This window comes from Pseudomonas sp. XP2, from assembly GCF_053557975.1.
Map to the genome: position 1 here is coordinate 97,467 of NZ_JBNRIK010000028.1, position 11,929 is coordinate 109,395.

Sequence of the window (11,929 nt, forward strand, 5' to 3'; positions counted from 1 at the left end):
AGAGGCCGGCAAAGCCAACAAATGCCCCCCAGGGACAACACCGATCCCACCCCACCCACGGCCCCTCCTATGCAACGCCGCGCGTTGGCGTAGAATGGTCGTCTTTGTCCAATGACACCCGAACACGCATCCCCCTGGCCATGCTGCCTGGGCGATCGTCGATGTCTTTACCTATCTGAATTAGAGGGCTTGGTTTTGGCTCAATACGTCTACACCATGCATCGGCTGAGCAAGGTCGTGCCGCCGAAGCGGGAAATTCTCAAGAACATTTCCCTGTCGTTCTTCCCAGGCGCCAAGATTGGCGTGCTCGGCTTGAACGGCGCCGGTAAATCGACCCTGCTGCGGATCATGGCGGGCGTCGACAAGGAATTCGACGGCGAAGCCCGTCCGATGCCCGACATCAACGTTGGCTACCTGCCGCAGGAGCCACAACTGGACCCGACCAAGACCGTGCGCGAAGTGGTCGAGGAAGCGGTCAGCGTGATCAAGGACGCCCAGGCCCGCCTGGACGAGGTCTACGCCGCTTACGCCGACCCGGATGCCGACTTCGACAAGCTGGCCGCCGAGCAGGCCAAGCTGGAAGCCATCCTGCAGGCCGCCGACGGCCACAACCTGGAGCGCCAGCTGGACGTGGCCGCCGATGCCCTGCGCCTGCCGGCCTGGGACGCAAAAATCGAACACCTGTCCGGTGGTGAAAAGCGCCGTGTGGCCCTGTGCCGCCTGCTGCTGTCGGCCCCCGACATGCTGCTGCTCGACGAACCGACCAACCACCTGGATGCCGATTCGGTGGCGTGGCTTGAGCGCTTCCTGCACGACTTCCCGGGCACCGTGGTAGCCATTACCCACGACCGTTACTTCCTCGACAACGTTGCTGGCTGGATCCTGGAACTGGACCGCGGCGCCGGCATTCCGTACGAAGGCAACTACTCGGGCTGGCTGGAAGCCAAGTCGGACCGCTTGGCGCAGGAATCCAAGCAGCAGAGCGCCCACGAGAAGGCCATGAAAGAGGAACTGGAGTGGGTGCGCAAAGGCGCCAAGGCTCGCCAGTCCAAATCCAAGGCCCGTCTGCAGCGCTTTGAAGAAATGCAGTCGCAGGAATTCCAGAAACGCAGCGAAACCAACGAGATCTACATCCCGGCTGGCCCGCGCCTGGGCGACAAGGTCATCGAGTTCAAGAACGTATCCAAAGGCTACGGCGACCGCGTGCTGATCGACAACCTGTCGTTCTCCATGCCAAAAGGCGCCATCGTCGGCGTGATCGGCGGTAACGGTGCTGGTAAGTCGACCCTGTTCCGCATGCTGATGGGCAAGGAGCAGCCGGACTCGGGCAGCATCGAGATCGGTGAAACCGTGCAACTGGCCTGCGTGGACCAGAGCCGCGAAGACCTGGACGGCGCCAAGACCGTGTTCCAGCAGATTTCCGACGGTTCCGACCAGATCCGCATCGGCAACTACGAGATCCCGTCGCGTACCTACGTTGGCCGCTTCAACTTCAAGGGTGGCGACCAGCAGAAGTTCGTCAAGGACCTGTCCGGTGGTGAGCGCGGTCGCCTGCACCTGGCCCTGACCCTGAAGGAGGGCGGTAACGTCCTGTTGCTCGACGAACCGTCCAACGACCTCGACGTCGAAACCCTGCGTTCGCTGGAAGAAGCCCTGCTGGACTTCCCGGGCGCCGCGATCGTGATTTCCCACGACCGTTGGTTCCTGGACCGTGTGGCTACCCACATCCTGGCGTACGAAGACGACTCGAACGTGGTGTTCTTCGAAGGCAACTACACCGAGTACGAAGCCGACCGCAAGAAGCGCCTGGGTGATGCTGCTGCCCAGCCGCACCGTGTACGGCACAAGAAACTGGCCCAGTAAGCCGGCGTTCTGATGCACAAGAATGGGGCCCTTCGGGGCCCCATTTTTGTGCCTGCCATACGCGGGTAAACAGCTTATGGGGCTCGCTCTTTGTATACACTTATATAAAACGCACCAAATAATTTCAAAAAAACGACATTTCGCCCTATTCCAGTGCGATTGCTTCTTGGTACATTCGAAAAAAAACCAATAAGTCTAATCCTCTTGGTGAGATGTCTACCATGATCGAATCTGTCGACAATTTCCTTGCACGCCTGCAGCAGCGTGACCCTGGCCAACCGGAATTCCACCAGGCGGTGGAAGAGGTGCTGCGCACCCTGTGGCCATTCCTTGAAGCCAACCCTCACTACCTGCAATCGGGCATTCTCGAGCGTATGGTAGAGCCTGAGCGCGCGGTGCTGTTCCGCGTTTCCTGGGTCGATGACCAGGGCAAGGTGCAGGTCAACCGCGGCTACCGCATCCAGATGAGCAGCGCCATCGGTCCTTACAAGGGCGGCCTGCGCTTCCACCCGTCGGTGAATCTCAGCGTGCTGAAGTTCCTGGCCTTCGAGCAAGTGTTCAAGAACTCCCTCACCTCGCTGCCCATGGGCGGCGGCAAGGGTGGCTCGGACTTCGACCCTAAAGGCAAGAGCGACGCCGAAGTGATGCGCTTCTGCCAGGCGTTCATGAGCGAGCTGTACCGCCACATTGGCGCTGACTGCGACGTGCCGGCCGGTGACATTGGCGTGGGTGCCCGCGAAATCGGCTTCATGTTTGGCCAGTACAAACGCTTGGCCAACCAGTTCACCTCGGTGTTGACCGGTAAAGGCATGACGTACGGCGGCAGCCTCATCCGCCCGGAAGCCACCGGCTACGGCTGCGTGTATTTCGCCGAAGAAATGCTCAAGCGCCAAGGCAAGCGTATCGACGGCCGCCGCGTGGCAGTTTCCGGTTCGGGCAACGTGGCCCAGTATGCGGCGCGCAAAGTGATGGACCTGGGCGGCAAGGTGATCTCGCTGTCCGACTCCGAAGGCACGCTGTACGCCGAAGCCGGCCTGACCGATGCCCAGTGGGACGCGTTGATGGAACTGAAGAACGTCAAGCGTGGCCGCATCAGCGAGCTGGCCGGGCAGTTCGGCCTTGAGTTCCGCAAGGGCCAGACCCCGTGGAGCCTGCAGTGCGACATCGCGTTGCCGTGCGCCACGCAGAACGAGCTGGGCGCCGAAGACGCCCGCACCCTGCTGCGCAATGGCTGCATCTGTGTGGCCGAAGGTGCCAACATGCCGACCACCCTCGAAGCTGTGGATATCTTCCTGGACGCCGGCATCCTCTATGCCCCGGGCAAAGCCTCCAACGCCGGCGGCGTGGCCGTGTCGGGCCTGGAGATGTCGCAGAACGCCATGCGCCTGCTGTGGACTGCCGGTGAAGTGGACAGCAAGCTGCACAACATCATGCAGTCGATTCACCATGCTTGCGTGCACTACGGTGAAGAGGCGGATGGCCGTATCAACTACGTCAAAGGTGCGAATATCGCAGGCTTTGTGAAAGTGGCTGATGCGATGCTGGCCCAAGGCGTAGTCTGACCTGAAGTTTTTTGGGGCCGCATAGCGGCCCCTTCAGGGCTCACCTTCGATCTCGACCACTTCAATCACCTGATCCCCCGCCGGCCGCCGCCAAACCACCTCATTCCCTGGCCGCGCGCCCAGCAACGCCCGTCCCAGCGGCGAACCCCAGTTGATCAGCCCCCGCCCAGCATCCGCTTCATCCTCGCCTACCAGCTGCACCACCTGCTCCTGGTCCTGCGCATCGACAAACCGTACGCGGCTACCAATCTGCACCTTGCTGCGTGAAGTGGCTGCCGGCACCACCTGGGCACTCTGCACCCGTGCACTGAAGTAACGCAGGTCCCGCTCGGTATCGGCCAGCCGCTGCTTGTCGCCACGCTCGCCCTGCGCCTGCAGTTCGCTGCGCAAGGCATTCAGCCCGGCCACGCGCGTTTGCAGTAGGTGCAGGCCGTTGGCGGTGACGTAGTTGGGTTGTTCGCTGACGCGTCGCTCCACCGGCTGGTCGGCCTGGGCGGCAGCTTGGTCTTCGTTGACGAATGCTCGGCTCATGCGGGGCCTCCTGTGTGCAGGAGACCATCATGGCAGGCCGTCGGTTTCAAGGGATGTCCGTTTGCGACTCAGTTGTGGCGATAAGCCTTGGCAGCGCCTCGGTCCTTTTCCTGCTCCCACTCGCGGTCGCGCTGGTCCCAGAAGCGTTCGTGGTACGCGCGCTGTTCTTCACTGTTCTGCATGGCATGGCACTGGCGGAAACCGTCGTCCCAACCGGTTTCGTACTGGCGCTCGTGCAGGTAGCGCGGCACGTTTTTGCTGAAGCCGCCCACCATCAGCCCGGCCGCCTGGCGGCCGCTGCTGCAACCGTCCTGAAAGCCATCGGCATAGGCAGGGGGATAACCATGGGTGAGCATCTGCTCGTGGGTGGTTTCGCAACCTGACAGCAACAACGCAATGCACACGCCGAACCAGTACCGCGACATGACCACAAAACCCTCCAGTTGATGGTGGAAAGTCTAGGTGGCCATTTGTCGAGGAGCTGTCAAAACAGTGTCAAAGAGTCGATTGGATCACTCAGTAGTGGTACCACTTCAATTCGAGCATGACTTCGTTCTGCGCAGTAGCGAGGTGGCTGAACTCTCTCGAAGCACTCAACCTCAACCCCAGGTTCTGGCTGATTTCCCACTGCTGGTTCAGGCTCACTTTGCGCCGCACCTCGCCATTGGTGAAGTAATCACCCTTGGCCTCCAGCGTCATGTTGCCCAAGCCGTTGCGCCACAGCAGGCCGCCATTGAACCCTGCCGCCGGGGCGATGAACTGGGCGAAGTCGTTGTGATGCTCGACCCGCACCGTACCCAGAGCAAAACCCAGCAACCCGTCGGCCAATTGCCAGGTGCCGCCGGCGCCGCCGTTCACGTGGCTGACCAACACCTCGTCATCATGTTTGCCTGGCACCCGCTCCAGGCCGCCGGCCACTTGCCACGACCAGGGTTTGAGCAGTTCGTTGCGGGGCGTCAGCGAGCGAATGGTGGCCAGGTCCAGGCGCTGTACCTGCCAGTCATTACCCTCGTACTGGCGTACCTTCAACTGCAGGATCTCGATTTGCGCACCCAGCGGGAAGCCATAGGCATTGTCGTTCAGGTCGTGGTAGGCCATGCGCAGGCCGTACTCGGCGTAAGCGCGGTCTTCACGGGTGCCCACGCCCAGTTGCCAGGTGCGAGAGTCATGGCCATCCTCGGGCAGGCCGGGGCGCTCGATCTGCAAGGGCGGCGGCGGGTTGCTGTTGATCGCGCGCAGCAGTTCGAAGCTGCGCTTCGCTTGGCCGGGGTCGCGCTCCTGGCCGTTGGCCCGGTAGCGCTCCAGGCGATATGCGGCGTCCTGCACCAACGCCTGGCGTTCACGGGGCAGGGCCTTGAATTCGGGGCTCTGCAACTGTGCGGTATTGGCACTCACGGCCAGCACCTGATGCTTTTCATTGTGATCAAGCGGCTCCGCCCGGGCGAGCAACTCACGTTCGCGAGAGGGGCGGTAAACCTCGCTGGCGACCAGGCCGGACTGCTTCACGGCCTTCACCGTATCGGTGGGGATGGCGGTCAGCGGGAACTGCGAGGTCAGGTCCAGGCTCGGCCGAGCCACTTGCAGCAGCTCCAGTAACCGATACGAGCAGTTTTCGTCGAAGAAGAAATAGTCGAACTGGATCTGCTTCAACTCCCACACATGCTCGACCATGCGCCCGGTTTCTTCGGGGGTGAGGTCCAGCTGGTATTCCCACAGGTCGCGGTTTTCGAGGCTGCGGTATTCGGACAGTTTTTCCTGGTAGGGCATCAGGGCGAACAGCCCCGGGTAGCCGCCCATCAGGCCCTTCCAGGCGTACAGGATGCTGTTGTCGCTGCCTTCGATGTAGGCGCCGAAGTTGATTGCGTAGCTCAGCAGCGTGGTGTCGTCGTTGCGGGTGCTGGACTGGTCGATGCGCAGCAGGGTGTGGCCGAACATCGACGACGGGCTGTTCAGGTAGGCCGCCGGGAAGATCAGCGCGGCGCTGTGCGGGTCGATCGACTGGTACCAGGTCTTGAATTCCTGGCAGTCCGGCTGCGGCAACCCTGGCAGGTCGAGCTGTTCGCGCAGCCAGCGGGTGCGCGCGGGGAACACGCACTGCGCGTGCTTGTCGCCTAGGCTGGCCGGGGCATACAGCGCATCGACCGTAGCCTTGAGTTCTTGATCCGGGTGGTGCGCACCGTCTGCGGCGAGGAAGAACGCATCGTCGTCCACATAGCTACGCCAGCCGCCGAGCTTGGCGGTTTCGTAGTGACCAATGGCGAGCCAGTAAGGGGTATTGGCCAGTTGCTGGAGACGGCCTTGATCCAGCACGGGCGCGGCATGAACAGGGGCGCAGGCACACAGCGCCAGGGAAGCGAGGCGTTTGAGCATATCGGGCAACTACTTCTTCACGATGCCGAAAAGGCGAAACCCGCCCCCGTGGGGGCGGGAACAGCAGTGCTTAGGCCTCGGTAGCGTATTTGGCCAGGCGTGGGTCGCTCTTCAGAACCGCCAGGGTGTTGCTGTGGACAGTTTCGGCAGTGACATCGGCGCTGCTGAAGATCTGGTTGAAGTGCTGGTGGGTAACCGAGTTGAAGTAGACGCGGTCTTCCGGGGCCACGCCGAGCACTACGGCATAGGTGGTCAGCGCTTCGCCCTGGCCCATGGCCATGTCTTCGGACAGCTCGTTCATCATGCCGTTCATGGCAAACCAGGACTTGCCGCCGTAGGTCAGCGAAGCCTTGGTGGAGCAGCCGTTGGTACCGGAGGTCATGCCGAAGGTGGCGTTACCGGAGGTGCCGTTGGTAGTAGAAGCAAGGAAGTGTGCCGGCGTGCCACGCTGGCCTTCGAACAGCATGTTGCCCCAGCCGCAGTTCGGGCCGCCTGGCGCTTCTGCCATGGCGTTCAGCGAGACCACGGTGAACAGAGTACCCAGAAGAATCCGTTTCATAGCATTTGTTCTCTTTGTCTTAACCAAGGGTCAGGGTTTCTGGCAACTCGGTTGCCAGGTCGGGAAAGCTTTTCACCCACCCGCGCAGCTTGGAGTTTAGGCACGATCTAAAGGTTGCGTTGTTGATTGCGAAAAATTTGCTGCTACATGACCTGCACCGGCTGCGACATAAAGTCCTGTGGAGCCTTGCAAGGCGCGCGCGGGCAGCGCCAGAATGCTGCTCATCTGCCCGCCGAAGTAAGGAAACCCAATGCCCGATCCTGTCGCTGCGCGCCTGCGTCTCGCGCCTGAAGCCCTGACCCGGCGTTTCTCCCCCGAGCAGTTTGCTTTTACCCACACCGACGATCTGGAGCCGTTTCGCGGAGTCCTGGGCCAGGAACGTGCTGTCGAGGCCCTGCAGTTCGGCGTGGCCATGCCGCGCCCCGGTTACAACGTGTATGTGATGGGCGAGCCCGGCACCGGGCGCTTCTCGTTCGTCAAGCGCTACCTCAAGGCTGAGGGCAAGCGCCAGCAGACCCCGGCCGACTGGGTTTACGTCAACCACTTCGACGACACTCGGGAACCACGCGCGCTGGAGTTGCCGTCTGGAAGCGCCGCCGAGTTCATCAGCGATATGGGCGGTTTGATCGACAACCTGCTGTCGACCTTCCCGGCCGTGTTCGAGCACCCGTCGTATCAGCAGAAAAAAGGTGCCATCGACCGTGCCTTCAACCAGCGCTATGACCGCGCCCTGGATGTGATCGAGCGGGCCTCGCTGGAAAAGGACGTTGCGTTGTACCGCGATGCCAGCAACGTCGCCTTTACGCCGATGGCCGATGGCAAGGCGCTGGACGAAGCCGAGTTCGCCCAGTTGCCCGAAGCGGTGCGCGAGCAGTTTCACGAAGACATTGCCTTGCTGGAGGAACAGCTGAACGAAGAGCTGGCCAGCCTGCCGCAATGGAAGCGTGAGTCGAACAACCAGCTGCGCCAGCTCAACGAAGAAACCATCACCCTCGCGTTGCAGCCTTTGCTGGCGCCGCTGTCAGAAAAGTACGCCGAGAACGCAGCGGTGTGCGCCTACCTGCAGTCGGTGCAGCTGAACCTGCTGCGCACCGTGGTCGAGCAACTGGTCGACGACAGCAAGACCGACGCCGCCGCACGCAAGCTGCTTGAAGAGCAGTACGCCCCAAGCCTGGTGGTCGGCCACCATGCCGCCGGCGGCGCGCCGGTCGTGTTCGAGCCGCACCCGACTTACGACAACCTGTTCGGCCGTATCGAATACAGCACCGACCAGGGCGCGTTGTACACTTCGTACCGGCAGCTGCGCCCAGGCGCGTTGCACCGGGCCAACGGCGGCTTCCTGATTCTTGAAGCGGAGAAGATGCTGGGCGAGCCGTTCGTGTGGGATGCGCTCAAGCGTGCCCTGCAGTGGCGCAAGCTGAAGATGGAATCCCCGATCGGCGAGCTGGGCCGTGTTGCCACCGTCAGCCTTCAGCCGCAGATGATTCCGCTCAACGTGAAGCTGGTGATTATCGGCTCCCGCCAGCTGTACTACGCACTGCAGGACCACGACCCGGACTTCCAGGAGATGTTCCGCGTGCTGGTGGACTTCGACGAAGACATGCCCATGGTCGACGAAAACCTGGAGCAGTTCGCCCAGCTGTTGCGCACCCGCACCAACGAGGAGGGCATGGCGCCGCTGACCAGTGACGCGGTCGCACGCCTGGCCACCTACAGCGCCCGCCTGGCAGAGAACCAGTCACGCCTGTCGGCGCGCATCGGCGACTTGTTCCAGCTGGTCAGCGAAGCCGATTTCATCCGTCAGCTGGCCAGTGACGAAATGACCGACGCCGGGCACATCGAACGTGCGCTCAAAGCCAAGGCCACCCGCACCGGGCGCGTTTCGCAACGGGTGCTGGACGACATGCTGGCCGGCATCATCCTGATCGACACCGAGGGTGCGGCCATTGGCAAGTGCAACGGCCTGACCGTGCTGGAAGTGGGCGACTCGGCGTTCGGTATGCCGGCGCGTATTTCTGCCACTGTTTACCCGGGCGGCAGCGGCATCGTCGACATCGAACGTGAGGTCAACCTTGGCCAGCCGATCCACTCCAAGGGTGTGATGATCCTCACCGGTTACCTGGGCAGCCGATATGCCCAGGAGTTCCCGCTGGCGATTTCCGCGAGCATTGCCCTGGAGCAGTCCTACGGTTATGTAGACGGTGACAGCGCCTCGCTGGGCGAAGCCTGCACGCTGATTTCAGCCTTGTCGCGCACGCCGCTCAAGCAGTGCTTCGCCATCACCGGTTCTATCAACCAGTTTGGTGAAGTGCAGGCGGTGGGTGGGGTCAACGAGAAGATCGAAGGTTTCTTCCGCCTGTGCGAGGCGCGTGGCCTGACCGGTGAGCAGGGGGTGATCATTCCGCGTGCCAACGTGGCCACGCTGATGCTTGACGAGCGCGTGCTGCAGGCCGTGGAGAATGGCATGTTCCACGTCTACGCAGTCAGCCAGGCTGATGAGGCGCTGAGCCTGCTGGTGGGCGAGGAGGCCGGGGTGCTCGATGAGCAAGGCCAGTTTGCCGAGGGCAGCGTCAATGCCCGCGTGGTGGAACGCCTGCGGGAAATTGCCGAAATGATCAGCGAGGAAGACATCGAGAAGGCAGAAAAGGAACGCCTCGAAGAGGTAATTGCACAGGCCAAGCCGGCCTGAGTCAATAAATCGGCGCTGGCGGCGATGTGCTACCGTTCAGCGCCGGTTTTCCATCTTTCGATACGGTTATTCTATGCTGGAACTTAAGGACAGTATCAGCGTTCAGGATGGAAACAGCCTGGTGGTCAGGCTGAACAAGGCTTATTGGAGGGGACGCGGCCATGCGCAACCTCAGCCTCACACGCCAGTGCCTGGGCCTGGTGACCCGCATCGAATGCAGCATCCGCCCACTGGCCGGTGACAACGGCATGTGGACGTTACTGTTCGCCGCCGGCATGGCCGGTGAGCAACCTTCCGCGATCAAGGCTCAAGGGCCGTTTCATGGGCCGTTGGTGGCTGAATCGGTGCTCAACGCCATTGTCGACAGCCTGACCTTGCACGGCTACCAGGTATCCGAAGACCCGCAGATCTGGTGTTTGCACCTGCAGGCCCAGTTGCGGCGGATCAATGGCGAGCGGTGCCGAAATCTGGGGGATTATCAGTTTCATCCTGAGACCTGATTGATGCCGGGGGCCGCTTTGCGCCCCATTCGCAGCACAAGGCTGCTCCTACAGGAGATCGCGGTCGCTTGTAGGAGCAGCCTTGTGCTGCGAATGGGCGGCAAAGCAGCCCGCATTCACCGGGCTTTTGCTGTAACAGGTGGCTGGCTATACTCGCTGTCGTTTTTTTAGTCACCTGACGAGTCCAAAACCCTCCATGGAACGTATTCTCGAAAACGCGATGTATGCCTCGCGTTGGCTGCTCGCACCGATCTACTTCGGCCTGTCACTCGGCCTGCTGGCCCTGGCGCTGAAATTCTTCCAGGAAGTGGTCCACGTCCTGCCCAACGTATTCGCCCTGAGCGAAGCTGACCTGATCCTGGTGATCCTGTCGCTGATCGATATGTCGCTGGTGGGTGGCCTGCTGGTGATGGTGATGATTTCCGGCTACGAAAACTTCGTCTCCCAACTGGACATCGACGAGAGCAAGGAAAAGCTCAACTGGCTGGGCAAGATGGATTCTTCGTCACTGAAGATGAAGGTTGCTGCGTCGATCGTGGCGATTTCTTCCATTCACCTGCTGCGGGTGTTCATGGATGCGCAGAACATTTCCACCGACTACCTGATGTGGTACGTGATCATCCACATGACCTTTGTGGTTTCGGCATTCTGCATGGGCTACCTGGACAAGCTGACCAAGCACTGAGTCCGGTTGCTGCATGCACCGCCCGTCTGTTGCAAAACGGACGGGCGGTGTCGTTTCTGGCTTGTGCTTTCAGCCCGCCTGTACAAAAAATGAGCGCTCATGTTTGGTTCTCATCGCGAGGTGCTTACATGAACCTGCATCAGCTTAATCTCGAGGCCAGGGCTGGCCATGTCGACGAAGTGAACCTGATCGCCATCGAAGGCGGCGATTATCTCATTGAAGCCCGGCTCAAAGGGCACGCCCATCCCCTGTCTGACACCCGTGGCGAGCGCTTGCGCGTGCACTCGGTGGAAGATGCCCGCAAGCTGCTGCAAACCATTCCCCTGGTCTCGATGAACCTGGTGCACTGGTCGGTGCAGGACGAAATGTGCGGCATGGGTTCACACCCGGAAGAAGACCTCAAGGTGCCGATTTCCCAGCGTTCGGCGTGGTAGCTGCTCGCAGCTGCCCAGTGTGCTAGGCTGCTCGCCCTTTTCATCAAGGGCGCGGCTGCACTGCGCCCTGCAGTGGAGCACGACAATGTCCGAACTCAATCTGTCTACCGACGAAACGCGCGTCAGCTACGGTATCGGCCGTCAGCTGGGCGGCCAGCTGCGCGACAACCCGCCACCAGGTGTAAGCCTGGAAGCCATCCTGGCCGGCCTGACCGACGCCTTCAATGGCGCCGACAGCCGTGTCAGCGAAGCCGACCTGTCGGCCAGCTTCAAAGTGATCCGCGACATCATGCAAGCCGAAGCGGCTGCCAAGGCTGAAGCCGCAGCTGGCGCTGGCAAGGAATTCCTGGCTGAAAACGCCAAGCGTGATGGTATCACCACGTTGGCCTCTGGCCTGCAGTTTGAAGTCCTGACCGCAGGCGAAGGCGCCAAGCCGACCCGCGAAGACAACGTGCGTACGCACTACCACGGCACCCTGATCGACGGTACCGTGTTCGACAGCTCCTACGAGCGTGGCCAGCCGGCTGAATTCCCGGTGGGTGGCGTGATTGCTGGCTGGACCGAAGCCCTGCAGCTGATGAACGCTGGCAGCAAATGGCGCCTGTACGTGCCAAGCGAGCTGGCCTACGGCGCCCAAGGCGTTGGCAGCATCCCGCCGCACAGCGTGCTGGTGTTCGACGTCGAGCTGCTCGACGTTCTGTAACACCGCTGGGGCCGCGTTGCGGCCCATTCGCGG

The 11,929-nt window shown here is 61.6% G+C and carries 11 protein-coding genes; 7 read left to right on the forward strand and 4 right to left on the reverse strand.

Annotated features, from left to right (window positions below; translation table 11 throughout):
* Window positions 1-195 precede the first annotated feature (195 nt).
* Window positions 196-1,863 carry an energy-dependent translational throttle protein EttA gene (ettA, locus tag ACK1VC_RS23990; protein ID WP_016484819.1) on the forward strand — a complete coding sequence of 556 codons (1,668 nt, stop codon included), beginning with the start codon at window positions 196-198 and terminating at the stop codon, window positions 1,861-1,863.
* Window positions 1,864-2,084: 221 nt separating this feature from the next.
* Window positions 2,085-3,425, forward strand: coding sequence for an NADP-specific glutamate dehydrogenase (gene gdhA / locus ACK1VC_RS23995; RefSeq protein WP_016484820.1), 1,341 nt, complete (start codon window positions 2,085-2,087; stop codon window positions 3,423-3,425).
* 33 nt (window positions 3,426-3,458) lie between these two features.
* On the opposite strand, the gene ACK1VC_RS24000 is transcribed toward gdhA, so the two are convergent.
* The 4 genes from ACK1VC_RS24000 to ACK1VC_RS24015 all read right to left on the reverse strand — a co-directional run bounded on the left by ACK1VC_RS24000 (window position 3,459) and on the right by ACK1VC_RS24015 (window position 6,885).
* Complete coding sequence (locus tag ACK1VC_RS24000) at window positions 3,459-3,956, reverse strand: GreA/GreB family elongation factor (RefSeq protein WP_191087249.1); 498 nt, start codon at window positions 3,954-3,956, stop codon at window positions 3,459-3,461.
* A gap of 68 nt (window positions 3,957-4,024) precedes the next feature.
* Window positions 4,025-4,381, reverse strand: a complete 357-nt coding sequence (locus tag ACK1VC_RS24005) for a hypothetical protein (RefSeq protein ID WP_016484822.1) — start codon at window positions 4,379-4,381, stop codon at window positions 4,025-4,027.
* 91 nt (window positions 4,382-4,472) lie between these two features.
* Window positions 4,473-6,326, reverse strand: coding sequence for an Lnb N-terminal periplasmic domain-containing protein (locus tag ACK1VC_RS24010; protein WP_016484823.1), 1,854 nt, complete (start codon window positions 6,324-6,326; stop codon window positions 4,473-4,475).
* Window positions 6,327-6,396: 70 nt separating this feature from the next.
* The gene (locus ACK1VC_RS24015; RefSeq protein WP_016484824.1) at window positions 6,397-6,885 is read right to left on the reverse strand and encodes a DUF3015 domain-containing protein; all 489 of its coding nucleotides are present in this window, start codon (window positions 6,883-6,885) and stop codon (window positions 6,397-6,399) included.
* 250 nt (window positions 6,886-7,135) lie between these two features.
* On the opposite strand from ACK1VC_RS24015, the gene ACK1VC_RS24020 reads away from it, so the two are divergent.
* The 5 genes from ACK1VC_RS24020 (at window position 7,136) to ACK1VC_RS24040 (ending at window position 11,896) form a co-directional block, all read left to right on the forward strand.
* The gene (locus tag ACK1VC_RS24020; RefSeq protein WP_449118057.1) at window positions 7,136-9,574 is read left to right on the forward strand and encodes a Lon protease family protein; all 2,439 of its coding nucleotides are present in this window, start codon (window positions 7,136-7,138) and stop codon (window positions 9,572-9,574) included.
* Window positions 9,575-9,735: 161 nt separating this feature from the next.
* Window positions 9,736-10,074 carry a PA4575 family protein gene (locus tag ACK1VC_RS24025; RefSeq protein WP_016484826.1) on the forward strand — a complete coding sequence of 113 codons (339 nt, stop codon included), beginning with the start codon at window positions 9,736-9,738 and terminating at the stop codon, window positions 10,072-10,074.
* Between the two features lie 196 nt (window positions 10,075-10,270).
* Window positions 10,271-10,759 carry a TIGR00645 family protein gene (locus tag ACK1VC_RS24030; RefSeq protein WP_003247486.1) on the forward strand — a complete coding sequence of 163 codons (489 nt, stop codon included), beginning with the start codon at window positions 10,271-10,273 and terminating at the stop codon, window positions 10,757-10,759.
* A 128-nt stretch (window positions 10,760-10,887) separates the two neighbouring features.
* Window positions 10,888-11,193 carry a DUF6482 family protein gene (locus ACK1VC_RS24035; RefSeq protein ID WP_016484827.1) on the forward strand — a complete coding sequence of 102 codons (306 nt, stop codon included), beginning with the start codon at window positions 10,888-10,890 and terminating at the stop codon, window positions 11,191-11,193.
* A gap of 85 nt (window positions 11,194-11,278) precedes the next feature.
* On the forward strand, window positions 11,279-11,896 hold the full coding sequence (locus tag ACK1VC_RS24040; protein WP_016484828.1) for an FKBP-type peptidyl-prolyl cis-trans isomerase: 618 nt from the start codon (window positions 11,279-11,281) through the stop codon (window positions 11,894-11,896).
* Window positions 11,897-11,929 lie beyond the last annotated feature (33 nt).